This window comes from Limosilactobacillus vaginalis DSM 5837 = ATCC 49540 (assembly GCF_000159435.1).
In the GTDB taxonomy this organism is placed as follows: Bacteria; Bacillota; Bacilli; order Lactobacillales; family Lactobacillaceae; genus Limosilactobacillus; species Limosilactobacillus vaginalis.
In genome coordinates, this window is sequence record NZ_GG693412.1 from 612,313 (window position 1) to 636,535 (window position 24,223).

Annotated in this window: 23 protein-coding genes; 19 read left to right on the forward strand and 4 right to left on the reverse strand. The window is 36.1% G+C overall.

From position 1 onward, the window contains the following. Positions 1 to 237 precede the first annotated feature (237 nt). The 4 genes from yjeM (at position 238) to HMPREF0549_RS02815 (ending at position 3,741) form a co-directional block, all read left to right on the forward strand. Positions 238 to 1,752, forward strand: coding sequence for a glutamate/gamma-aminobutyrate family transporter YjeM (gene yjeM / locus HMPREF0549_RS02800; protein WP_040530852.1), 1,515 nt, complete (start codon positions 238 to 240; stop codon positions 1,750 to 1,752). A 415-nt stretch (positions 1,753 to 2,167) separates the two neighbouring features. Beyond that, positions 2,168 to 2,401 (forward strand): hypothetical protein, encoded by a 234-nt coding sequence (locus HMPREF0549_RS02805; protein ID WP_050754849.1) that lies wholly within the window; start codon positions 2,168 to 2,170, stop codon positions 2,399 to 2,401. Next, positions 2,382 to 2,741: a type II toxin-antitoxin system PemK/MazF family toxin gene (locus tag HMPREF0549_RS02810; RefSeq protein WP_003716748.1), complete on the forward strand. Its 360-nt coding sequence runs from the start codon at positions 2,382 to 2,384 to the stop codon at positions 2,739 to 2,741. The genes HMPREF0549_RS02805 and HMPREF0549_RS02810 overlap by 20 nt, the downstream gene beginning before the upstream one ends. A 70-nt stretch (positions 2,742 to 2,811) precedes the next feature. Next, positions 2,812 to 3,741 (forward strand): YihY/virulence factor BrkB family protein, encoded by a 930-nt coding sequence (locus HMPREF0549_RS02815; RefSeq protein ID WP_373878833.1) that lies wholly within the window; start codon positions 2,812 to 2,814, stop codon positions 3,739 to 3,741. Positions 3,742 to 3,799: 58 nt separating this feature from the next. On the opposite strand, the gene HMPREF0549_RS02820 is transcribed toward HMPREF0549_RS02815, so the two are convergent. Beyond that, entirely contained in the window at positions 3,800 to 4,042 is a 243-nt protein-coding gene (locus HMPREF0549_RS02820) for a DUF2922 domain-containing protein (protein ID WP_003716750.1), read from the reverse strand. Positions 4,043 to 4,066: 24 nt separating this feature from the next. Further along, positions 4,067 to 4,279, reverse strand: a complete 213-nt coding sequence (locus HMPREF0549_RS02825; RefSeq protein WP_003716751.1) for a hypothetical protein — start codon at positions 4,277 to 4,279, stop codon at positions 4,067 to 4,069. A 101-nt stretch (positions 4,280 to 4,380) separates the two neighbouring features. On the opposite strand from HMPREF0549_RS02825, the gene recX reads away from it, so the two are divergent. From recX to HMPREF0549_RS02860, 7 genes are all read left to right on the forward strand, one after another. Beyond that, a complete protein-coding gene (recX, locus tag HMPREF0549_RS02830) occupies positions 4,381 to 5,193 on the forward strand; it encodes a recombination regulator RecX (protein ID WP_003716752.1) in 813 nt (270 codons plus the stop codon). A gap of 64 nt (positions 5,194 to 5,257) precedes the next feature. Beyond that, positions 5,258 to 5,911 (forward strand): sugar transferase, encoded by a 654-nt coding sequence (locus tag HMPREF0549_RS02835; RefSeq protein WP_003716753.1) that lies wholly within the window; start codon positions 5,258 to 5,260, stop codon positions 5,909 to 5,911. Positions 5,912 to 5,922: 11 nt separating this feature from the next. After that, the gene (locus HMPREF0549_RS02840) at positions 5,923 to 6,684 is read left to right on the forward strand and encodes a DUF4422 domain-containing protein (RefSeq protein ID WP_003716754.1); all 762 of its coding nucleotides are present in this window, start codon (positions 5,923 to 5,925) and stop codon (positions 6,682 to 6,684) included. Positions 6,685 to 6,701: 17 nt separating this feature from the next. Next, entirely contained in the window at positions 6,702 to 7,631 is a 930-nt protein-coding gene (locus HMPREF0549_RS02845) for a glycosyltransferase family 2 protein (RefSeq protein ID WP_003716755.1), read from the forward strand. 12 nt (positions 7,632 to 7,643) lie between these two features. Beyond that, on the forward strand, positions 7,644 to 8,837 hold the full coding sequence (locus tag HMPREF0549_RS02850) for a hypothetical protein (RefSeq protein WP_003716756.1): 1,194 nt from the start codon (positions 7,644 to 7,646) through the stop codon (positions 8,835 to 8,837). Further along, on the forward strand, positions 8,834 to 9,478 hold the full coding sequence (locus HMPREF0549_RS02855) for a YveK family protein (protein ID WP_003716757.1): 645 nt from the start codon (positions 8,834 to 8,836) through the stop codon (positions 9,476 to 9,478). The genes HMPREF0549_RS02850 and HMPREF0549_RS02855 overlap by 4 nt, the downstream gene beginning before the upstream one ends. A 6-nt stretch (positions 9,479 to 9,484) precedes the next feature. Then, on the forward strand, positions 9,485 to 10,483 hold the full coding sequence (locus HMPREF0549_RS02860; protein ID WP_003716758.1) for a glycosyltransferase: 999 nt from the start codon (positions 9,485 to 9,487) through the stop codon (positions 10,481 to 10,483). 71 nt (positions 10,484 to 10,554) lie between these two features. Here HMPREF0549_RS02860 and HMPREF0549_RS02865 read toward each other — a convergent pair whose 3' ends face one another. Beyond that, positions 10,555 to 11,004 (reverse strand): hypothetical protein, encoded by a 450-nt coding sequence (locus HMPREF0549_RS02865; RefSeq protein WP_003716759.1) that lies wholly within the window; start codon positions 11,002 to 11,004, stop codon positions 10,555 to 10,557. Positions 11,005 to 11,184: 180 nt separating this feature from the next. Between HMPREF0549_RS02865 and glf the strand changes: the two genes are divergently transcribed. The 6 genes from glf (at position 11,185) to HMPREF0549_RS02895 (ending at position 18,877) form a co-directional block, all read left to right on the forward strand. Continuing rightward, the gene (gene glf, locus HMPREF0549_RS02870; RefSeq protein WP_003716760.1) at positions 11,185 to 12,303 is read left to right on the forward strand and encodes a UDP-galactopyranose mutase; all 1,119 of its coding nucleotides are present in this window, start codon (positions 11,185 to 11,187) and stop codon (positions 12,301 to 12,303) included. Between the two features lie 6 nt (positions 12,304 to 12,309). Then, positions 12,310 to 13,731, forward strand: a complete 1,422-nt coding sequence (locus HMPREF0549_RS02875; protein ID WP_003716761.1) for a flippase — start codon at positions 12,310 to 12,312, stop codon at positions 13,729 to 13,731. A gap of 137 nt (positions 13,732 to 13,868) precedes the next feature. After that, positions 13,869 to 15,701 (forward strand): KxYKxGKxW signal peptide domain-containing protein, encoded by a 1,833-nt coding sequence (locus HMPREF0549_RS09305; protein WP_003716762.1) that lies wholly within the window; start codon positions 13,869 to 13,871, stop codon positions 15,699 to 15,701. A gap of 82 nt (positions 15,702 to 15,783) precedes the next feature. Next, the gene (locus HMPREF0549_RS02885; protein WP_003716763.1) at positions 15,784 to 16,590 is read left to right on the forward strand and encodes a LicD family protein; all 807 of its coding nucleotides are present in this window, start codon (positions 15,784 to 15,786) and stop codon (positions 16,588 to 16,590) included. 34 nt (positions 16,591 to 16,624) lie between these two features. Continuing rightward, positions 16,625 to 17,743 carry a glycosyltransferase gene (locus HMPREF0549_RS02890; protein ID WP_003716764.1) on the forward strand — a complete coding sequence of 373 codons (1,119 nt, stop codon included), beginning with the start codon at positions 16,625 to 16,627 and terminating at the stop codon, positions 17,741 to 17,743. Positions 17,744 to 17,905: 162 nt separating this feature from the next. Continuing rightward, positions 17,906 to 18,877, forward strand: a complete 972-nt coding sequence (locus HMPREF0549_RS02895) for an acyltransferase family protein (protein ID WP_003716765.1) — start codon at positions 17,906 to 17,908, stop codon at positions 18,875 to 18,877. 157 nt (positions 18,878 to 19,034) lie between these two features. Here the strand turns inward: HMPREF0549_RS02895 and HMPREF0549_RS09310 are convergent, their stop codons facing one another. After that, the gene (locus tag HMPREF0549_RS09310) at positions 19,035 to 21,149 is read right to left on the reverse strand and encodes a GH25 family lysozyme (protein ID WP_003716766.1); all 2,115 of its coding nucleotides are present in this window, start codon (positions 21,147 to 21,149) and stop codon (positions 19,035 to 19,037) included. Between the two features lie 182 nt (positions 21,150 to 21,331). Between HMPREF0549_RS09310 and HMPREF0549_RS02905 the strand changes: the two genes are divergently transcribed. Both HMPREF0549_RS02905 and HMPREF0549_RS02910 read left to right on the forward strand, forming a co-directional pair. Next, complete coding sequence (locus HMPREF0549_RS02905) at positions 21,332 to 23,455, forward strand: KxYKxGKxW signal peptide domain-containing protein (RefSeq protein ID WP_003716767.1); 2,124 nt, start codon at positions 21,332 to 21,334, stop codon at positions 23,453 to 23,455. A gap of 120 nt (positions 23,456 to 23,575) precedes the next feature. After that, the coding region (locus HMPREF0549_RS02910; RefSeq protein WP_003716768.1) for a beta-1,6-N-acetylglucosaminyltransferase at positions 23,576 to 24,223 on the forward strand (648 nt) is incomplete at its 3' end.

Below are 24,223 nucleotides of genomic sequence, written 5' to 3' on the forward strand. Positions count from 1 at the left end.
AGCGTTCATAATCGCCAATGATTATATTCATAAATATACACAAAATAATGAAAATAACTATTTATAATGTATTTTATGCGTGAATAAGTCAGTAAATATGCATAAATAAAATTAGAAAACAATAAGATTTTTTGAAAAATACTTTTATTTTTGATAAAGAGGACTATACTTAAAATATTAAATAATTTCTTATTTTTATTTAAGAATCTTTGCATTATATTATGGAGGTTTTTTATTGTGGATGAGCAAAGTAGTAAAAAAAAAATGATTACTACCTTTGGCCTAGTGACGATGATCATTACTGCGATCTTTGGTTTTGGTAACGTATCAAACGCCTACTTGCAAATGGGCTATGGCAGTATTATCTGGTATGCGCTTGCGGGGATTTGTTTCTTCTTCCCGTGTGGCTTAATGATGGCAGAATATGGTTCTGCATTTAAGGATGCTAAAGGGGGAATTTACTCCTGGCTTGCCGGTTCAATCGGTGAACGAATGGCCTTCATCGGGACTTTCGTTTGGTTAGCTTCCTGGATTGTTTGGATGGTTTCTACCGCATCACGGATTTGGATTACCTTTTCCGCGTTGATTTTCGGTAAAGATACCACTCAACAATGGCATTTCTGGGGGATGACCTCAACTGAAGTTATTGGTGTTCTCGGAATCATCTTAATGGTTGCTTGTACTTACTTTAGTTCTCGGGGCATGACCGCGATTGCCAAAGTTGGTTCGCTTGGCGGGATTTTCACCGTTGTTGTTAATATCATTTATGTGATTGCAGCTATTATTGTTTTGATTATTAACAAGGGTGTTTTGGCTCAACATTTTGATGGTGCTCAGAGCTTGATTCTGTCACCTAATCCACAATTCCAGACGCCAATTGCGATTATTTCTTTCGTTGTTTATGCAATCTTCGCTTATGGTGGTATGGAATCACTTGGATCCGTTACTGATTCAATGAAGAACCCTGAAAAGACTTTCCCACGTGGCTTAATCATTGCCTCGATTTTTACAATCGGTGCCTATGTCATCATGATTTTGATGGCTGGTTGGTTTGCTAACTACAAGCATGACTTTGCGGTATCAACAACTAACTTGGGGAACGCTACCTATGTTCTCTTTAATATCTTAGGGGTTAAGTTAGGAGCTGCCTTAGGTTTCTCCCATGCGGTTGCTCTCGAATGGGGTGCTGCTATGACGCGGATTGTTGCCTTCTCACAGGCACTAGGATTCTTAGGAGCCCTTTTCGTTCTGATGTATTCACCAATTAAGGCCTTTATTCTTGGTTCTAACCCTGATTTATGGCCAAAGAAGCTCACTAAGCTTAATAAGGCGGGAATGCCTGCAAATGCAATGTGGCTTCAGGTTACAGTTGTTTCCATTATTATCTTCTTGGTTGCCTTTGGTGGTTCTGCCGCTCAACGGTTCTACACCATCTTGACTGATATGGCCAACGTTTCCACTTGTTTCCCATACCTCTTCTTAGTTGGTGCATTTCCATTCTTTAAGAAGCGGACAGATATTGAACGGCCATTTGTTGTCTTCAAGAACAAGGCATTGACTAATACGATTGTTTGTTTCGTTGAAATTATTTTGATTGTCGGAATTCTCTTTACCTTTATCCAACCAATGTTAGATAAGGATTGGGAGACTGCTTTCTGGACGATCGCTGGTCCTGTCTTCTTCGCTGCAGTAGCTTTGATCTTCTACCAGATCTCTGCTAAGAAGCACCATGTTAAGAATGTTATTAAGTAGGAGAGTGTGAGACCGTTAAAACCTTCTGGTGGCTAACGATTTCTCCACTGAACGACGTCTTGTCGTCGGAAGTGGAGGTCGTTAGCTCGAAGAAGGTTAGGTCGAACACGTTTCAACTATGCTGCAGTAGTAATACTGGCTCTAGCAAGTTCTTGGCAAGCACGCTTTCTGAGTCGTTATCTCGAAGTATTAAAAATTAAATCGGTGCAACAAACAAGTTATCGGTGCAAAATCAGTCGATTTTGCACCGATAATCTTTAAATTGCACTGAAAAATCAGAAAAGTTTCGGTTAATTTCCGATCTTTTCTGATTTCTTTCGTTTTTAAATGGTGTGGGAATAAGCAATATTTCTTCTAAGACATTGAGAGGTGAGATATAATGTATATCAAATATATATTAACGGAGGGCGTTAAAATGACAGTTAAGATCAGACGGGTGGGGACATCGGATGTTCTTACCGTTCCTAAATCCATTAAGAAACGGTACAAGGAATATGAGGTATACCAAGATCGAAATGGGGCGATAGTGTATATGCCTAAACGGAATAATCCCTTTAAGAACAGTGAATTTATTGCAAAGCATCTTTATGATGGTGATGATACTGGCTTTATTGATGGTGAGGTAAGGGATGACGAATTATTACATTAACAAGTATCTTCCCCAAAAACAGGATCTGATTTGGATTGATTTTGAACCTTCCCTCGGTGAAGAAATTAAGGGAAGACACCCGGCAATTGTGATGAGTTCTGCTAATTACAGTAAGCTCACCGGGCTAGTAATGGTCATGCCAATTACCCATGCCAAGAATAATCGATTGAGAGAATTCTTTATACCGTTGCATACAAAGGAAATCGAAGGCTATATTAACCCGCTTCAAATTTTTACGTTTAGTATTCGAAAACGCCGGGCAGAATTTGCTGGAGAAATCGCCAGTCCGCAAGATTGGGCCCGTGCGTTGATGATTCATAATGAAATATTAGATAGCTAATAAGTGGGGGGCGGCTTTTCTCACAGTTCGCACGCAATTCAAAATAATGTATAATGAACGAGTATTACTTATGAGGAGTTGGGCAATGATCGGGAAGCTAAATAAAGCAAAATTAAACAATTTAGTTGCTATGCTGGTTAAGCATTTTACCCTCGCCCAACTATCTAGTTCTGCGGCGACACTCGCGTACTATACGTTACTTTCAATTTTCCCGGCACTGCTGGTAATTGGGAACTTGTTACCGATGATTGGGCTAGATGCCAATACGGTTCTTACTTACTTGCAAACGTTAGTCCCAGCAACGGTTTACAGTTTTATCCGGCCATTGGTTTTGGACTTCTTACAGCGGGGGAGCGGCGGTGTCCTGACCACCGGGGCCTTGATTGCTCTCTGGTCGACTAGTCAGGGAATCGCTGCTTTTCAGCGAAGCGTCAACCATGCTTACGGGATTGCTGAAAATCAAAATCCGATTAGCAATCGGGTGATTTCATTCATCTGGATGATTGTCGTTGTCATTATTATCTTCGTGATCGTCTTTCTATATGGTGTTGGTGAACAATTCCTGAAATGGCTTCAACCATTCCTGCACTTCAATCGGCGCTACATCTTCCTGTTCAGCAGCTTAAAATGGCCAATTACCTTTGCCGTTATTTTTATTGCTTTAACGATGTTGTATTACTTTGTTCCCAACGCTAAGGTCGGTCTTCGCTTTGCGGCAATTGGGGCTTTTCTTGTTTCGATCTTCTGGTTATGGCTTTCCAAGTTGTTTGGGTTATATACCGTTCTTTTCAGCCATGGTGTGATTGGTTATAAGACAATTGGGGCTTTCATCGCGATGATGGTTTGGCTGGATTTTTCTGGCTACCTGATTATGATGGGAGCGGCGATCAACGCAGCCCTTCAAGAAGCTCACGATGGGAAACTTGAAGAAAAAGAGCACTTCTGGCAGTTAATTAAAACGGAACATGATGATGCTCGTAAACGAATTGTAAGAAAATAGCGAGACTAGAATTAACCAGCCTCGCTATTAAGGTAAGGATTATTAAAATGGAATATCGCTATTCGGTTACGGGAGCCTTCTTTTCGTCATTAAAAAGAACAGTTGGAATTGTGTCAACGTACTTCGCTGCAATTGGAGTAACGTACAACTCTTCACCGTCCTTGAAGAACAGGTGGGTATTAGCTAAGTTAGTCATTGCCTGACGGACCGTTTCAGCATCTAGTTGATCATTTGCATAGCTTAGCTTAAGAATGTGTTTCTTACCAAGGCTACCTTTGAAAGTTAAATTAAGAGTTTTCATAAATTAAATCTTCCTTTCTAATCTTTAGACGAGGGAAATTGATTGCGTATTAACCACGTCTGCGCCAATCACTTTTTCGGTGGTTAGAATTTCCATGGCAGAGCTAAGTAAGTTGAATTGTTCTTCGCTGACATTTTCAGAAACGTTATTCAGGACATGCTTTACTCCCTTGGGGTGCTTTTCTCCGACTAACGTTAATTGAATTTTGGCTGCTTTGAACTTTCGAGACATGCTCATGATGAATTCTCCTTTGGTTTAATTTGGTTGATAAGTAGTGGCCACTGCTTACACCTATTAACAACGAATGAGAATTGGATTTGTAAAGAAGGAATTTTAAAATGGCAAAAATCACTAAAATTGAAGCGCAAAAAAGACAGGGTAGGTACAACGTCTACTTAGATGGTAAGTATGCTTTCCCGGTAGCGGAGAGTGTGTTGATTCAATTCCGGTTGATGAAGGGGATGGAGATTGATCAGGAACTCGAAGCCCAAATTACAACTGCTGATCAAATTGCTCGGGCCTATTCGCGGATGCTTGACTACTTATCTCACCAGTTGCGGACAGAAAGTGACGTAATTCAAAAACTTCGGGATCTTGAGACGCCAGAAGAATTTATTGAACCGGTTCTGCAAAAACTCCGTGCGCAAAAACTGTTAGATGATCATGAGTATGCCGCTAGTTACGTTCGCACCGAGATGAATACTGATCTTAAAGGTCCGGGGAATATTCGGCAGAAGCTCCGGTTAAAGAAGATCGGTGAAAATGATATTGATGATGCGTTAGCTCAATTTACGCTTGAACGACAACTAGAAAACGCCACCAAATTAGCCAAAAAACTTTTTCGTCGCTATCGTTCCCAACCCATTCGTCGTCAGGAACAAAAGGTTCGTCAGGGATTAATGACAAAAGGATACGCTAGTACGATTTATGACCAAATTAAGGATCAGGTTGAACCAGAAGAAGATTTTGACCAGCAAGAAGAGCTGCTGGCTCACCAAGCAGAGAAGCTCTGGCACCGTTATCGCCGCTACCAAAGTTATGAGCGAGAAATGAAGTTTAAGCAAGCAATGTACCGCAAAGGCTTCGATCTGGATGCCGTTCAAGCCTGGCTAGACCAGCAGGATTCAGAGGAAAGCTTTTCAGACGAGTAAAATGCTGGTAAAATGTGTAAGATACGTAGAAAAGTACAAAAATAAAACTTAAAAGAGAAGTATAATGACACAAAAGAAAATACATATTGATGAAAGAAAACTGCAGCATCAGTATGGCTACCGGTTTATCAAGCGCCTTTTTGACGTGGTTGCGTCTTCGGTTGCGGTAGTGATTCTTAGTCCAGTTTTTTTAATCATCGCAATTGCAATTAAAATTAATGATCCTGCGGGGCCCGTTTTTTATACCCAGACCCGGGTAGGAAAAGACGGCAAGCCCTTCAAGATGTTTAAGTTTCGGTCAATGGTTACCAATGCTGACGAACTCCTAGAAAGGCTTCGTGATCAGAATGAAGTTGAAGGGGCAATGTTCAAGATGAAGGATGATCCCCGGATTACCAAGGTCGGTAAGTTTATTCGGAAGTATAGTCTGGATGAACTACCCCAATTATTAAATGTTGTTGGCGGTTCAATGAGTATTGTTGGTCCGCGACCGCCGCTACCATTCGAGGTTGAAGAATATACTGACTATGATCGGCAACGCTTAATGGTTAAGCCTGGTGCTACTGGGATGTGGCAAGTTGGTGGGCGAAATGCCTTAAGTTTTGATCAGATGGTTGAACTTGATTTGACCTACATTAATGAACGTTCAATATGGCTTGATCTTAAGATTATGTTTGAAACTGTTAAGGTTATGATTAAGCCCAACGCTGCTTATTAAGGAGAACGACTGTGAAGACAAAAGTATTAGTTGCTGCCCATAAGAATTATGAGATGCCCAAAGACCCATTGTATTTACCAGTCTTTGTTGGTAAAGAGATTCACCCTGACGTTAACCATACTTTTCAGGGGGATAATACTGGGGACAATATTTCAGCAAAGAACCCTTACTATAATGAATTGACGGCGATTTACTGGGGATGGAAGAACTTAGATGTTGACGCAATGGGATTAGCTCACTATCGACGTTACCTAAGTCTCAACCATCAAAAATCACTGGATAAGGTATTATCAAGCGAACAAGTAGTCGACTTGCTGAAAGACTACGATATTATTCTTCCTTCTAAGCGACGCTACTATATCGAAACAAATGAATCTCACTACCTTCACGCTCATGAACATGAACCATTTGAGGTAATGCGTCAGGTAATCCACCAAGACTATCCTGAATATGCACCCGCTTTTGAAAAGGTCATGAAACGAACATGGGCCCATATGTTTAACATGTTTATCATGAAGCGCAAACCACTAGATGAGTATTGCACATGGATGTTTGATGTTCTTGGTGAAGTGGAAAGCCGGATTGATATTTCCAATTATTCAACCTATGAGCAACGGGTTTACGGCTTTTTAAGCGAGCTACTATTGGATGTATGGCTTGAGGTTCACCCTGAATATTCGACGGTTGAAGTAAAGTACGTCTTCATGGAGCATACTAACTGGTTCAAGAAGGGCGGTAAGTTTGTTCTGCGGAAGATTACAGGACATGCGTAAAGAGGAGGCAGATTTAATTGCCTAAGTTATCCATTGTTGTTCCTTGTTACAATGAGCAAGAATCAATTCCATTATTTTATCCTGCTGTTGAAAAAGTTGTTAATAAGATGCCAGTCGAGGTTGAATATTGGTTTGTTAATGATGGTTCGGCTGATAAAACCCTGGATGAATTACGAAAGTTGCATCAACAAAATCCTGATAAAGTTCATTATGTATCCTTTTCTAGAAATTTTGGTAAGGAAGCTGGGCTATATGCTGGACTTGAAGCGACGACAGGAGATTATGTTGTTGTAATGGATGTTGATTTACAAGATCCGCCTGAATATTTACCAATAATGTATAAGTATATCTCTACGGGAGAATATGATTGTGTTGGAATGCGACGAACTGATCGTACTGGTGAAGCGAAGGTTAAATCATTCCTTAGTGATAAATTCTATGATGTTATTAACAAGATTTCTGATACAAAGATTGTTAATGGTGCTCGTGATTATCGAATGATGACTCGCCAAATGGTTAATGCCGTCTTATCTTTAAAAGAATATAACCGTTTCTCAAAAGGGATCTTTAATTGGGTTGGTTTTAAGACCAAATACCTACCATATAAAAATGTCCAACGGGTTGCTGGGACAACTGATTGGTCCACTTGGAAGCTATTTAAGTATGCTATGGATGGCATAACTGACTTTTCCGAAGCACCACTGTCAATTGCCACCTGGATTGGTGGGATGTCAGCATTCTTATCAATTTTAGGATTGATTTTTGTAATTGTTCGGAGAATTATTGAACCAAGCAGTAGTGCCTTTGGTTGGGCATCGATGGTTTGTATTATGCTTTTACTTGGTGGACTTCAGTTGATGTGTATTGGAATTGTTGGCAAATATATTGGTAAGATTTATATGCAAACTAAACAACGACCAATCTATATTGTAAAAGAGAAAAAGTAGGAGGGAAGTAGGGTGCAATATCTATCATCCAAATATCAACGGTTAATTAACCTTGAGTTAGATGGACAAATCCTTTATGAAATAGCGTTTGCCTTTTACTTTGTGATTGCTTTTCTTCAAACCTCAACCTATACTTTTTATTTTCCTGGTAACCTTCTACATCAAATTGCTTTTATTCCATTAGCGATCGTTTTGTTTAAGATTATCTTTTTTGATTCAAATACAATAAGAAAAATAACGGTTAATCTTTTAGTCCTTGCTATTCTATTCATTACTTGGCGGACATCAGGTGAGTTTATCCTCTTTCCAATGGGGATTTTTGTTTTAGGTGCTAGAAATGTAGATTTTAAGAAAATCATTTACTTATATTTAGTGTTAGGAACGATCCTTCTCTCGTTTGTCTTTTTTACTTCTCTAATCGGTTTAACAAAGAATCTGATTTTCCATCGGGGAATTCACACATTAAGACGGGCATTTGGGATTATTTACCCAACTGATTTTGCTGCTCATATTTTATATTTAGTGTTGGCGTATTGTTACCTTTATTTCAATAAGCTTTCATGGAAAAGTTATGTGGCATTTGTACTATTAGCAATCTTCCTCATTAAGTTTTGTGATGCACGTTTGAATGCCTATGCTTTGATTTTGGTAATTCCAGTAATGATGATCGGACAACGGGCACAAAAAGGATATATTGTTTCAAGATCGATTGCTATCTTTTACTGGATTTTACCAGTGTTAGCAGCTTATGTTACAGTTTTCCTGTCGTATCTGTATGCACCTGGACACAAGTTATTTGAACAAATGAATAGTTTATTGTCTGGTCGGCTATTTTATAGTCACGAAGCTATAAAAAAATATGGCTTTAGTCTTTTTGGTCAGCATATTCATGAAAATGGTTATGGAGCTGCTGGTGGAATAAAAAGAGCAATTATTGGAAATGATTATTTCTATGTTGATTCTGCGTTTATAAGGCTGTTTATTATTTATGGAATTATAATGGCATTGTTGATTGTGGTAGCAATGGCTATTATTTCTTATCGATCTATTCAAAAAGCTAATTTTGCTTTAGCAAGTATCATGGTAATTGTTACAATTAGTGCAATTGTGGAACAACGCCTTTTAGATTTTGGCTATGATCCATTTTTGATTGCAATTTTTGCACAATGTTATTTTTCAAATAAATTAACTGGAGGAGAAAAATGAAAAACATAACCTTAAATGATTTAATGAAGAAATATGGGAAGCCAGTTTTAGTTGTTCTTATTTTTGCTATTCTTGGCGCTTTGGTAATGGGTGTAGATGCTAAAAGAAAAAAAACAACCACTTATACTGCTAGTCGCCAAATAGTAATCTCTCATAATGTCCCTCAAGAGATGCGGACAATGTCAAGCGGTGCTAATATTTCAATTGTTGGTGAAGATAATAATATGATGCCAACATATAAGGATATTGCTGAAAATGGGACCATTGCCCAGGAAGCACGAAAGCATTTATCTAAGTCAATGAAGAAAAAATATTCAGCGGATGATGTTAGGAATGCAATTGATGCTAAGATTTCGCAACAATCATTAGTGATGGAATTAAAGGCTAAGACATCCTCGAAGGAAGCATCTGTAAAAATTGTTAACGCAACTGCAAAAGCAATGAAGGAAGAATTGCCACGACTACAACCTGGAGCAGGAAAGGTAACCCTTCTACAAAAAGCCACAATTGACAATACCGATAGTCAAACATCTCCTAGTACGAAGAAGTATGTAGTTGTTGGTTTTGCCTTAGGTGCTTTACTGGGACTGATTATTGAATTTGTACTTTTTACAGTAAAAAATTTTGGACATAAAGAGTAAATTAAAATGAAAAAAGTAGTTTTTACAGTTGCTGACTATGGGAATGGTAATGATGCAGGACCCAAAGCTAAACGAGATGTGGATTATTATTTATCACAAGTTGGTTTTGAAGTAATTCATCAGCAGTTAAATAATAAATCTAAGTTAGATAAAATTAAGACAGCATACTGGGTAATTCCCCACTTGTTTAATAATGTAGAAAAATTTGATGAGCTATTCTTTCAGTATCCGACCTATTCAAGTTATGTGATGAAAAGGCTGGTAAAAAAAATGCGCTCAAAAAGTAAGAAGCTGTTCTTCATTATTCATGATGTTGAATCACTTCGCCTTTTTCAAAATGACCAAAACTATTGGGATGGTGAACGAGCACTTTTTAACGCTACTGATGGCTTGATAGTTCATAATCATAAAATGAAACGATGGCTACAGGAAAATGGGGTTACTGTTCCAATGGTAGAATTAGGAATTTTTGATTACAATAATCCTCAAAAAATAAACCAAAATTCAGAATATGATAGAACAATATGTTTTGCTGGGAACTTAGCAAAGTCCAAGTTTCTTGATAAAATAAGTTTACAAGCTGGAAAATTAGAAATCTTTGGTTCATATCCAAGCGAACACTATTTAAAAGGCGTTTCTTATCATGGTCAAATGAGTCCAGATGAATTACCGAAGAAACTTACTCAGAATTTCGGGCTAGTCTGGGATGGCGATCAATTAGATACTTGTAGTGGGAAGTTTGGTAATTATATGCGCTATAATAATCCGCACAAAGTTTCCCTTTACTTAAGCAGTGGACAGCCAGTAATTATTTGGAAAGAAGCCGCTCTTGCTGATTTCATTTTGAGAAATAATTTAGGAATTGCAGTAAACAGCCTCGAAAATCTTGATGACATTTTAGAAAATATTACTGAGAATCAATATTCTGAAATGAAGATGAATACTATTGAGATCGCTAAAAAGTTACGAAAAGGTGACTTTATAAAGAGCGCAGTAAAAAAATAGAAAATATTACTGAATAAAAAATATAGCCAGATGGTAATTGTAATTACTATCTGGCTATATTTTAGTTTTGTTTAATTCTGTTTAACAATTTGGGCATTACTTGGTAAGCTTCCTGACCAATCCTGATAGTTTATTTGTGAGCTACCTGCAATTGTTTGACGATCCATTCCGTCACTATCAACATGGTGAGTAACACCATATTGATCGGTCCAAACAGCAACATCGTTAAGCCCTAATTGTTTTTGACTGTTATTATTGACATTACTATTAGCAGTTGAAGAGCTTGATTGCGACGATGATGTTACGCTTGCACTGCTGCTAGTTGAGCTTGTCTTCTTAGTAGAATTTTGCTTACTGTTTTTACTTGTCTTTTTAGTAGCTTTCTTAGTAACTTTTTCAGTTTTGGTATGTGAAGATGATGCAGTGTCCTTAGAATTCTTTTGTGAACCACAGCCAGCTAACCCAAACCCTAAGATTGTAACTAACATTCCAGACAAAAATAAACGACTAAATTTCTTCATATAAGTATCTCTCCTATATTGAAAGGTTCAAATCAACTATACTTGATAAGTATTTAATAGTATAATTATAGCATTTGCAGGAAGTTTATTACTAGTTGAATAAACGCAAACAAACTGATTTTAACATTATCTAAAATTTTCATCAATAAATAACGTTACATATGAAAGGATGAGCGTTCCATGACAAAGTATGACTATCTTGTAGTTGGTGCTGGCCTATTTGGTGCCACCTTTGCTTACGAAGCAGCTAAGCGCGGTAAAAAGGTTAAGGTAATTGAAAAGCGCGATCACATTGCGGGAAATATTTACACTAAGGAGGTTGACGGTATTCAAGTCCATCAATATGGTGCCCATATTTTCCACACTTCTAATAAGGAGATTTGGGATTACATTAACCAGTTTGCTGAATTTAACCGTTACACAAACAGTCCTGTTGCTAATTACAAGGGGCAAATGTATAACTTGCCGTTTAACATGAATACCTTTAGTGAAATGTGGGGTGTTCGTACTCCAGCAGAAGCACTGGCAAAGATTAACGAACAGCGTCAAGAAATGGCTGGTAAGGAACCTAAGAACCTTGAAGAACAAGCTATTTCGCTAATTGGTCGGGACATCTACGAAAAGTTAATTAAGGGTTATACCGAGAAGCAATGGGGGCAAAAAGCTACCGAATTACCAGCATTTATTATTCGGCGGTTGCCTGTTCGTCTGACATATGACAACAATTACTTCAATGATCTCTATCAGGGAATTCCAATTGGTGGTTATACTCAAATTGTTGAAAAGATGCTTGATAGTGAATTAATTGATGTTGAAACTGGAGTTGACTTTTTCGATCAGAAGGACGATTATTTAGCTAATTATCCTAAGGTTGTATTCACTGGAATGATTGATCAATTCTTTGATTATCAACTTGGTGAACTTCAATATCGGAGTCTACGTTTTGAAACTGAAGAAAAGGATGTTGGTAATTACCAAGGGAACGCGGTGATTAACTATACCGATGCTGAAACACCATACACACGGATTATCGAACATAAGCACTTCGAATTTGGTAAGGGCGACAAAGATAAAACGATTATTACTCGAGAATATCCAGCAGACTGGCATCGTGGCGATGAACCATACTATCCGGTTAATAATCAGCAAAATAATGAACTTTACAAGAAGTATGCTCAACTTGCTGCAGAAAAGGCTAATAATGTTATCTTTGGTGGACGGCTTGGTCAATATCGCTACTACAATATGGATCAAGTTCTTCACGCAGCCTTAGTTGCCGTAAATAAGGAGTTTAAGTAATTAGCAATGAAAGTTATCAAGAACTATTTGTATAATGCGGGATATCAAATTTTGAACATGATCATTCCATTGATCACTGTTCCTTATATTTCTCGTGTTTTAGGTGCACATGATGTTGGGATTAACGAATACACTAATGCATGGGTAACCTTCTTTTACCTTATGGGGCAAATGGGAATTACTCTTTATGGTAATCGAGAAGTAGCCTACCATCGTGATGACTTATATGAACGTTCGCGAACTTTTTGGGGAGTTGAAGCGTTACAATTATTGACCGTTTCTTTATCCCTTATTGCATATTTAGCTGCTGTTTTTCTTTTTAGTACAACTTTTAAATATTATTTTCTCATGCAGGGCCTCTGGATTATTGCAACAGGCCTGGATGTTTCATGGTATTTTATGGGGTTGGAAAACTTCAAAATTACGGTGGTGCGAAATGCACTAGTTAAATTAGCCTCTGTAATTTTGATTTTTACTTTTATCAAGTCAACAGCTGATTTAGGGAAATATATTTTAATTTTAGGTGGCGCCCAAGTTGTTGGTAATTTAACATTATGGCCTTATTTAAAGGGAAATATTGTTTGGGTTAAAATTAGTGATTGGCATCCATTTAAGCATTTTTATCCATCATTATTACTGTTTATTCCAACTATCACCACACAGGTCTATCTTGTGTTAAACCGATTGATGTTAGGACATATGGATTCACAGGCTGCCTTGGGGAATTTTGGACAATCAGATAAGATTGTCAAGTTTGTTTTAGCAATTGTTACCGCAACTGGAACAGTAATGTTACCGCATGTAGCTAATAAGTATGCTAAGGGTGACATTGAGGGTGTACGAAATAGTTTGTATTCTTCATTTGAATTTGTTTCATCTATTTCGATTCCAATGATGTTTGGGTTGATGGCAATTTCAAAACAATTTGCTCCATGGTTCTTAGGGAGTGGCTTTCAAATGGCTGGTCAAATTATGTTCCTTGAATCACCAGTAATTGTTTTAATTGCATGGAGTAATGTTACTGGTACTCAATATTTGATGCCGGTTAACCGAGTTAAGGAATTTACAACTTCAGTAACTATTGGCGCTGTAAGTAATGTTGCGTTTAATCTGGTTCTAATTCCGTTTTGGGGAGCTAACGGGGCAACTTTGGCAACAGTTGGCTCAGAATTCTTAGTTACTGCTTCTCAACTAGCAATGATTAGAAAGACAATTAGCCGACGTAAGATGTTTGGGGAAGTTTGGAAATATGCAGTTAGTGGGTTAGTAATGTTTATAATTGTCAATCGAATCAGTAATACTATCCAAATGACGATTGCCAATTTAGCGTTGGAAGTTATCCTTGGAGTAGTAATTTACTTATCTGGCCTGTTTATCCTTCATGCTAAAATTTTGAACCAAGCAAAAAATATTATCGGTAAGAATTAATATATGACAAAAACCTAACAATTTTCTTGAGAAGTTGCGAGCATGAATTTTATCTTTTATACTTGACAGAGTGTTATGTTTAAAAAATTTAATTTAAAAAATAGATTTCGTCCCACTTTTAGGAGGATTAAAACGTTTTGAATAGTCGCAAGAAAAGATTTAAACTTTACAAGTCAGGAAAGCAATGGATTACAGCAGCGATCGTTTCGATCGGTTTTATTGCTGGAACACAAGTAAAGCATGTTCATGCTGATACGACTACTAATCAGATCCAAACTACGCAAACTCAAACCACAGCAGAGAGTAATGCTTCTCAAAGTACAACTTTGGCTATTGCTAATAATGAAAATAGCAATTCTGCTAGTGCATCAGTAGCAAGTGCTCAAGCTGCTGCAACTCAACAAAATCAAAATGTCAATGCTGAAACTTCATTTGCTCAAAGTAAGGTTGTGGTAAATACAACTAATCAAGTAAATGCTAGTTCTCAAAGCTCTAATAATATCGATGCAACTGATTTAAATAATCAGGCTAGTGATATTTCTGCTCAATCAGATATTAAAAATACTGGTTGGCAAAAAGTAAATGATAATTGGCATTATATTAAAGAAGATGGAACCGAACAAACAGGTTGGTATAAGTCTCAAGCAGGCTTTTGGTATTATTTTGATAATGAAACCGGAAATGCATTGAAAGGTTGGAATACTATAAATAATAATTTGTATTATTTCGATCAAATAAATTCAAATGCTCTAACCAATTGGCAGAAGATTGATGGACATTGGTACCATTTTGATTCAGTAAATGCTTGGGCAGATACTGGGTGGTATAAGTCTCAAGCAAACCTGTGGTATTACTTTGATTTAACAAATGCACAAGCTTTGACTGACTGGCAGAAGATTGATGGACATTGGTACCATTTTGATCCAGTAAATGCTTGGGCAGATACTAATTGGCAAAATATTAATAATCATTGGTATTATTTTGATCCGACAAATGCTGATGCAAGAACAGGTTGGTTTAAATCTAATGCCGGAAATTGGTATTACTTTGATCCAACAAATGCCGACGCAAGAACAGGTTGGTTTAAATCTCAAGCAGGATTGTGGTATTATTTTGATCCAACAAATGCCTGGGCATTGAAAGATTGGCAGTATATCAATAATCACTGGTATCATTTTGATACTATTAACGTATGGGCAGATACAGGTTGGTTTAAATCTAATGCCGGAAATTGGTATTACTTTGATCCAACAAATGCCGACGCAAGAACAGGTTGGTTTAAATCTCAAGCAGGGTTGTGGTACTATTTTGATCCAACAAATGCTTGGGCATTGAAGAATTGGCAGTATATCAATAACCATTGGTACCATTTTAATTGGGATAACGTCTGGGCGGATACCGGCTGGCAAAAAATTAATGGTAAATGGTACTACATGGATCCAATAAATGCCTGGATATTAACTGGTACTCAAGAAATTAATGGCAAAACTTATACCTTTAATTCTGATGGCTCATGGGCTGATGGCTGGGACTGGCCATTCCCTCAAGATGGTGAAGGTTACTTCAGCGGTGGACAGCTATTTGGTATTCATGCTGGTGGTGAATTCCGATTAAATGGTTTTCATGATGGATTAGACTTTGGTTCAATTGATCATCCAGGTAGAGAAGTACATGCTATTCATGGTGGTACTGTTAAAATTGTTGGATACGGTTCAGGATTAAGCTGGTATGCCGTGGTTGATACTGGTGAATATTTGGTTGTTTATCAAGAAGCTTTTTCCAGCAAAAATAATATTCTAGTTCATGAAGGACAACAAATTAGTACTGGGGACGTTATTGGTATTCGTGATACTTCACACGTCCACATTGGTATTACCCGAGATCACAATTTTAAACATGCTTTAGCTAGTTCATTTATTAATAACGGGACTTGGCTGGATCCTCAGAAAATTATCCGTGAGGGATTGTAAAAAATAGGAGTAAGGATTCACTTATTATTAGAGTGAATCCTTTTATTTTGTATAAATCTTTGAGAAAGAAGTGGTATATCAGATGAAAAAGTTGACCCAAAAAGAGATAAAAAAACATTTATTGGATATTTTGTTAAATTTTCAAGACTTTTGTGATGATTATGGCTTAAAAATGTATCTTTGTGCAGGAACGTTACTAGGAGCAGTCCGACATCATGGATTTATTCCCTGGGATGATGATATAGATGTTTGTATGGATAGAGAGAGCTATCAAAAGGTAATGGAGATTGCTAAAAAAAATAGTGTATTTAATGAGCATTATAAGATTACTGATTTTCAATTTAACGATTCAAGCTACCCATTTATCAAAGTAGTAGATTTAACAACTAAAATGAGCCAACAATTTGAAAATGATGAGGCAGATTATCTCTGGATTGACGTTTTTCCTATGGATGGTTTACCAGGGGATAAATCATTACAAAAAAAGTTGTATCAAAAAGTTGCTATTGTACGTGAAATACAAATGTTAAGCTTTGCTAAAGCAGGTCAAGGAAGAACGTTGGCGAAGAAAATATTAAAACCTTTAGTTATTCCTTTTGCGAAAATGTATGGTCTTAAACGAGCTAATGAAAAACTTAATCAGTTATCACAGACCTATGATTACAATAAAACAGGTTGGATAGGTGATGTAATGTGGGGTGACTATGGTAAGGAAACTATGCGAACTTCAGATTATTTTGAAAGTACTAAAGTTAATTTTGAAGGATATCAGTTCGATACGATGGCTTGCTGGGATAGCTATTTAACCAAACTTTATGGTAAGAATTATATGGATATTCCACCTAAAGAAAAACAAGTTAATCATTGCCTTCAAGCATGGCTAAGGTAGTTATCCTAATTATATAAATTTATGGAGATATTAAATGAAAAAAATATTAGTTGTTGGTGACTTTATCAGTGGAAGTGGACTTACTCAGGTTATTTTTAATGTTTTTGGATATTTAAATAATAATTATCAAATTGAGGCAGTTGCCTATGGAATAGATCCAACAGACTTTACTGATAAGAAGTGTAAAAAGTTGGGGTGGAAACTGCATAGAGTTATACCAGTTACAAAAAATCCTATAAAGCATTGGCGATGGTGGAAGTCGTTCTTTAAAACGCATGAATATGACATTATTTATTTTAACTATTCAGCATCATGGAATTATTTACCAGTTATTTATGCCAAAAAATATTGTCCTGCAAAAATTATATGTCATTCTCACAATGCATATTACAGTCATACGTTTTCTAATGCTTTAATGATGACGTTACTTAATATGGTTAATAACCATGGTAAAAAAATTTTTGATCGAAATGCTGACGTTAAAATAGCAACGTCTATTGAAGCTGGAAAATGGATGTTTGGGAAAACTTCAAGTGATGTTCATATAATTGATAATGGATTAGATCTATCCAAGTATCAGTATGATTCTAATCAAAGAAGCATAATTCGTAGTAGACTACGGATATCATCAGATGAAAAATTGATTGGTTTTGTAGGAGTGTTACAAGATAGAAAGAATCCTTTATTTGCTTTAGATGTGTTTGCAAAATATCACGAAATTAATCCAAACAGTAAATTCGTTATTTTAGGAAAGGGTCCACTAAAAATACAAATAAATGAGCAAATAAAATTACTTGGATTAGGAAAATACGTTACACAGATTGACTTTGTACCAGATGTTAATAATTGGTATTCAGCAATGGATGCTCTTCTATTTACTAGTAAATATGAAGGATTTGGTTTAGTGGCATTAGAAGCTCAAATTAGTAATTTACCGGTACTAGCATCGGCTACTAATATAGATGAAATTTTTGCAACTAATAACATTTACAAACTTAGCGGATTGAATGCGGAAAAATGGGCGGATAAACTTGAAAGTATTTTCCAAAGCTCAAAGGGGGCGCGAAAGAGTAGTCTGGATCCAAATCTTAAAAGGTTTGGCATTGAGAAACAAGCTGAGAAAATATTTAAACTAGTTGGCTTGTATGAATGATTAGCCTGGTTTATATTTTGTAGGAGATAATATGAAAAAAAGAATAATAGGAATTGATTTACTACGAATCTTATCAATGTATATGATTATGACATTGCATACTATGTCAAATGGGGGGGACTACTTTATCACCAAGTAAATACAGTACATACTCAAACGGTTATGTTCCTCACTTTTCTTAATAATGTTGCCGTTGATTTATTTGCAATAATATCAGGTTATGTTGGGTTAACTTCTCATCATAGAATTTCAAGAATTGTGGAATTATGGTTGCAAGTAATTTTCTATTCTTACCTTATTTTAGTAGCTTTTCTCATACTGAGACCACAATATGTAGATAAGGGACAATTGTTAGGAAGCCTTTTTCCAACTGTATCAATGCAGTATTGGTACTTTAATTCGTATATATTAGTTTTTATATTTATGCCGTTGTTGAATTATGGAATATTGAAATTAACATATAGAGAATTCACAATTATATGTGTATCGTTATTTATTATGACTAGTTGTTTCGGATTAGATATTTTTAATGATAAAATTTTTAATTTGAGTAATGGCTTTAGTGGTATGTGGCTAATAATAATGTATTTATATGGAGCTTATATTAGAAGATTTGGTCATAGGTTAAAAAATTTATCTATAAAATTTGACCTTATTGCATACTTAATAGTTGCTCTTACAGGTGTTTTAACGTGTAATCTTATGACAATTAATCATAGGGGATATATGAATGGATCAATTCTTTACAATGATTGGAATAAATGGTTTGGATATAATACTCCATTTGCTGTTTTAGATGCCGTGTTCATTTTTTTAGCTTTTCTTCAAATTGAAATTAACAATACGAAAGCACGCAAAATAATTATAAAATTAGGTACTTTGTCATTTGGTACTTATTTGCTACAAACTAATTATATTGTTTATGCCTGGTTTAGAGGACACTATACTAATTTTTATAATCACAATATATTTATAATGATTATATGTGTATTGGGGACTGCAATGTTGTGGTATATTTTTGGTACTATAGTGGATGGAATACGGAGTTTTCTTTTCAAAAAACTTAGCTTAGTGGAAAAAGTTGTGAACCTAATGAATTTTAGTTTAAGGAAATTAAATTTCATTAGATCTTAAGTTGATCCATTAGTTTATATTGAGAAATAACAAAGTCACTTGCAGAAATGTGGAGTGGCTTTTTGCATACAAAAAATCTCGTTAATAAGCTTACCATAATAAGGTAAGTTATTAGCGAGATTCATTGAAAAACAAATTCTGAATTTTTAAGATTTAATTATTTATCTAACAGCCATGCATTGTCTTTATCAAAATGATAAATTTTACCATCAATGTATTGATAGCCAGTTACAGCATGTCCATCATTATCAAAGTAATAACGATGACCATTAATAGTTTGCCAACCCGTTAGAGTCCAAGCATTCGCTGGATCAAAGTAATACCAATCATTGTTTTGTCTTTGCCATCCAGTTAAAGCCCATGCATTATTTAAATCAAAATAGTAATGATGACCATTAATGACTTGCCACCCAGTTTTTGCCTTTCCATCGTCATCAAAATAATACCATAATCCAGCTTGTGACTTAAACCAGCCAGTAGTTGTCCAAGTATTAATCGGATCAAAGTAGTACCATTTGCTATCTAATTTTTGCCATCCAGTTAAGGCCCAGGAATTATTTAGGTCAAAGTAATATCGATTACTATTAATAGTTTGCCATCCAGTTAATGCTTGTCCGTTATTATTAAAGTAATACCAAGCTCCTGCAGGTGACTTAAACCAGCCAGTAGCAGCATCACCACCATTATTAAAGAAGTACCAGTGACTGTTCAAGTTAAACCAGCCAGTCTGCATTGCACCAAAGTAGCCATTGTGGTTTGGCTGAAGATAGTAAACTTTGCCGTTAATTGTTTGAAGACCACTTTCTAATTGACCAGTACTTGGACTTAGGTAATACCATCGTCCACCATTGTAGCGCCAACCATGACTTAACCAAGCATTACTATCATCAAAATAATACCAAGTATTGTCTAAATATTGAAATCCTTTGAGTGCCCAAACGTTACTAGGGTCAAAGTAATAACGATTACCGTTAATTGTTTGCCAACCACGCAGCGCCCAAGCATTTGTTAGATCGAAATAGTACCAATTATTATTGATGTTCTGCCAGCCCTTGTCAGCCCATGCATTATTGTAATCAAAGTAATACCAATTATTATTAATATATTGCCAACCAGTTAAAGCCCAGGCATTAGTATAGTCAAAGTAATACCAGTTGCCAGCACCTGATTGATACCAGCCAGTTTGCGCGGTGCCATCTTGGTTGAAGTAGTACCAATTATTATTTATTCGTTGCCAGCCAGTAACATTATTACCATTAATTGAATATGACCATTTTCCATTATTGTTAGACCATTCACCCGAGTTAGCGACTAACCCTTGATAATCGATCGAAATATCTAAGTCACCATTATATCCAGGAATGCGCCCATGGGCGTTAAACTGCCATGCTCCATAGTTCTGGTTCCTTAGGTTAGCTGAAGATGGTGAATAAAGGTATTGGGCAACCCAAGTACGGTTTTTCCCGACTGTTGAACTAACATTATAAGTTTGATCATAAGAAGTTGAGGCATAGACTGCATGGTTAGTAAAACCACGAGTATTTAATTGATTCCAGAAAGCATTTAAATGATTAGCAACTCCGTAATATTTGGTAGTTGTATCTTCCATGTCAGCATAGATTAAGGTGTTCTTGTCTAACCCTAATGCTTCCATTTCATTTGCTAAATAATTAGCCTCGTTGATAGCGGCATTTTGACTACCAAATTTGGCATAGTGATACACTTGAACATTTAAGCCAGCATTTTTAGCATAATTAATTTGTTGACCAGCATATCGGTTAATATAGTAGGTCCCTTCAGTAACCTTAACAATCGCTGTTTTAACTCCGAGATTTTTTAAGGTAACAAAATTATTAGGAGTCATACTAGCTTGATAACCACTAATATCAACTGCATCTACTCGAGGGTAGTTAGCGTCACCAATATTGATTACTGGTGTGCCATCATAAGCAGTTTGTGCAGCTGCTTTTACGGTTGTATATGCGGTTGCTGGTGCAGCCGAATTTTGACTGTTAATACTTAATGATTGCGTTGGTTCAGCAGTGCTTTCACTAGCTACATTATTAGAACTAGTAGTAAAAGCACTTGCTGAAGTGGCACTTTGACTTTGTGTTGAAGCGGAATTAGCACTTAAATTGGCATTTGAATTTACTTGTTCGGTCTGTAACTGGTTAGTATCAGCTTGAACGTTTTTAGAATTTAAATATAACGAGGTTGATAAAGATAATAATGTTAATGTTGAAGCAAGATAGATATGGTTCTTCTGAGTCACTATAATCCTCCTAAAAAATTTATATAACGATAACTATTATAATTTCTAATACTAATTGTTTAATTTCAATAATATTAAGATCTGTTAACAAATTGTAATTTTTTTATGATTAACGTGTAGGAAGAAATAAAAAATAGTGATATATTACTAGTGTTAAATTATTTTTATTTGGGAAGGTAATTATGAAAAAACATTTTAAGCTTTATAAATCAGGAAAGCTTTGGGTTACTGCAGCGGTTGCAGTATTATCATTTGCAGCTTCAGCTAATTTAAGTCAAGCATCTGCTTCTGACAATCCTGAAGTTACCACTGCACAAACAATGAAAGCAACGAGTGATTCGGAAAATAACAATAATTCTGATAATTCAACTGTAACAACTAACATTAACGGTTATACGAATCAAAATGGTACTTGGAAGAATACTAGTGGCCAAAGTGCGAATGGTTGGCAAACTTCTGGCAACGATTGGTATCACTTTAACAATGGTAATCAAAATAAAGATTGGCAAAACATTGATAATAACTGGTACTACATGAATCCAGATAACGCCAAGATGGAAACTGGAATTCAAAAAATTAATAATAAAACCTACTACCTAAACGAACAACATGATGGTACGTATGGTGCAATGAAAACTGGTTGGCAGTATGTTGATGGTAACTGGTATGGCTTTAAAGGCGATGGTAGTGCATATACTGGCTGGAACTATCTTCATGGTAATTGGTACTACATGAATCCAGAAACCGCAGTTCTAGAAAGTGGTATTCAGAAGATCAACAATAATTTCTATTACCTAAATGATAAAGCTGATGGGACATTTGGTGCAATGAAGACTGGTTGGCAGTATGTTGATGGTCATTGGTATGGCTTCAAAGGCGATGGTAGTGCATATCTTGGTTGGCAAAACCTTGGTGGTAATACTTACTACTTCAAACCAGAAAATGCGCAAATGGCAACCGGTGATACTTTAATTGATGGTAATTACTATTACTTTGATCCAGTATCTGGTCACCAATTAAAGGGAATGTTAGTTGATGCTAATACTAAATTATTGAAGTATTACGATCCAAGTACTGGTATTCGGCAAAATGAACTTACTGTAAATGGCCATACCTATAAGTTTAATCCATTAACTGGGATGATTGATACTAGCACTCTCAATGATGGGTTAAATCAAATTGCAGGTCACATCTATTATTACAATCGTGGTACAAATAGTTTTGCCTTTAATAGCTGGCAAAAACTAAATGGTGCTTGGTATCACTTTAACAACGATGGAACAGCTTCTACTGGCTGGTTCAAGTCCCCAGCAGGTTATTGGTACTTATTTGATAACAACGGTGTAAATAAATCAGGTTGGTTTAAATCGTCTGCGGGTTATTGGTACTTCTTTGATGAAACAAATGCTAATGCATTAAAGGGTTGGCATAAGTTAAATAACCATTGGTATTATTTTGATACTACTAATAGTAATGCATTAAAAGGTTGGCAAAGAATAAATGGATATTGGTATTATTTTGATTCAACTAATGCAGACGCAAGAACCGGCTGGTTTAAATCAAATGCTGGATTGTGGTATTATTTTGATCCAACTAATGCAGATGCAAGAACTGGCTGGTTTAAATCAAATGCTGGTAACTGGTATTACTTCGATCCAACTAATGCATGGGCTGATACAGGATATCAAGTCATTAATGGAATTGAATACTACTTCGATCCGATTAATGCTAATATGTATCAAAATCGGTGGGTAAACGTTAATGGTTGGACTTACCATGCTGATAATAGTGGTCGTTTATGGTTCCCACAATGGTATAGTCAGTTTCCTGTTGGAGAAGGGTGTTCTGTTTACTCTCTGGCAATGATGCTAAGTCCTAAAGAATATATTAATATGGGATACGCAGTAAATCTTTTACAATATCGTCAGGCAGGGAATGTTTATAATGGAGCAGGGTTCTACTTAATTATCCAACCTGATTCCCTAGTAGAACTTGCACATCATTTTGACTCTTCTGTCAGAAATATTTCTGGAAGTAGCGTACGACAAATAATTGATACAATTAATTCAGGCCGACCAGTACTTTATTATGGATATTCAAGATATGAAAGTTCTTATGCGCATCACAATCATGCTAAGGTAATTGTAGGTTATCAAAATGGTTGGTTCCGGATTTTTGATCCTTGCTATAGTTATGCGAGTCAAGGATCATTTGGATGGAATGCCTTTGACTATGGTGCAAAGAGTTGGATTACAGTTAGTCAGTTTGCTCGCGAATATGCAGGGCAAGCAATTACAGTTGATTAAGAGATAAGGGATCTTTACCTTTTGTTAGGTAAGATCCTTTTTCTAATTGTCTCAATAAACTTAATGAATTATAATTACTAAGTTAGATATAATTAATATAAGAAAGCAGAGTATGTGTTTATGCAAGCAGTTCTTATTATTGCTCATAAAGATGTTGATCAAGTTATTGAATTATCAAAAAAACTTAGGTCAACGTTCAAAGTAATTATTCACTTCGATAAAAAAACTTCAGTTTCAGAAGCACAGAAAAAGGAGCTTCAACGATTAGGTGTAGATTACTTCTCAGAAATTAGTGTCAATTGGGGAAGTTGGTCAATAGGTCAAGTAGCTGTTGAATTAATGCGTCGGGCAATGAAAGATCCAGAAATTGATTATATTCACTTAATTTCAGGACAGGATTGGCCCTTGAAACCAGTTGAGGAGATTAATAGGTTTTACGAGAGTAATGATAATATTTATTTGCGTTACTATAAGGCCGACGTAAAAAAAGGACATGACAATGCTCTTAATTGGCAAAAATTTTACTATAATTACGATAAAATAGATCGTCACTCCTTGTTTGGTAAAGTCTACAATCGTTTAAGCACCTCGTTTCAAAGCTTATTGAGGGTAAATAAGTTAAAAAAATTAGGAATCGATCTTGAAATCTATACGGGGGCTAATTGGTGTGATTTACCGCGCGATGCGGTCGAATATTGTCTGGATTATTTCGATAATCATGAAAACTTCCGTAAGATGTTAAAAACCGGGAGTTTCTCTGATGAATTC

Coding starts and splice junctions, on each gene's coding strand:
- HMPREF0549_RS02895 (WP_003716765.1), top strand. CDS start 17,906: ATGTTCCTCACTTTTCTTAATAATGTTGCCGTTGATTTATTTGCAATA.
- HMPREF0549_RS02860 (WP_003716758.1), top strand. CDS start 9,485: ATGAAAAAAGTAGTTTTTACAGTTGCTGACTATGGGAATGGTAATGAT.
- recX (WP_003716752.1), top strand. CDS start 4,381: ATGGCAAAAATCACTAAAATTGAAGCGCAAAAAAGACAGGGTAGGTAC.
- HMPREF0549_RS02815 (WP_373878833.1), top strand. CDS start 2,812: ATGAGGAGTTGGGCAATGATCGGGAAGCTAAATAAAGCAAAATTAAAC.
- HMPREF0549_RS02810 (WP_003716748.1), top strand. CDS start 2,382: ATGACGAATTATTACATTAACAAGTATCTTCCCCAAAAACAGGATCTG.
- HMPREF0549_RS02875 (WP_003716761.1), top strand. CDS start 12,310: ATGAAAGTTATCAAGAACTATTTGTATAATGCGGGATATCAAATTTTG.
- HMPREF0549_RS02825 (WP_003716751.1), bottom strand. CDS start 4,279: ATGAGCATGTCTCGAAAGTTCAAAGCAGCCAAAATTCAATTAACGTTA.
- HMPREF0549_RS02865 (WP_003716759.1), bottom strand. CDS start 11,004: ATGAAGAAATTTAGTCGTTTATTTTTGTCTGGAATGTTAGTTACAATC.
- HMPREF0549_RS02820 (WP_003716750.1), bottom strand. CDS start 4,042: ATGAAAACTCTTAATTTAACTTTCAAAGGTAGCCTTGGTAAGAAACAC.
- HMPREF0549_RS02885 (WP_003716763.1), top strand. CDS start 15,784: ATGAAAAAGTTGACCCAAAAAGAGATAAAAAAACATTTATTGGATATT.
- HMPREF0549_RS02890 (WP_003716764.1), top strand. CDS start 16,625: ATGAAAAAAATATTAGTTGTTGGTGACTTTATCAGTGGAAGTGGACTT.
- HMPREF0549_RS02805 (WP_050754849.1), top strand. CDS start 2,168: ATGACAGTTAAGATCAGACGGGTGGGGACATCGGATGTTCTTACCGTT.
- glf (WP_003716760.1), top strand. CDS start 11,185: ATGACAAAGTATGACTATCTTGTAGTTGGTGCTGGCCTATTTGGTGCC.
- HMPREF0549_RS02855 (WP_003716757.1), top strand. CDS start 8,834: ATGAAAAACATAACCTTAAATGATTTAATGAAGAAATATGGGAAGCCA.
- HMPREF0549_RS02835 (WP_003716753.1), top strand. CDS start 5,258: ATGACACAAAAGAAAATACATATTGATGAAAGAAAACTGCAGCATCAG.
- HMPREF0549_RS02905 (WP_003716767.1), top strand. CDS start 21,332: ATGAAAAAACATTTTAAGCTTTATAAATCAGGAAAGCTTTGGGTTACT.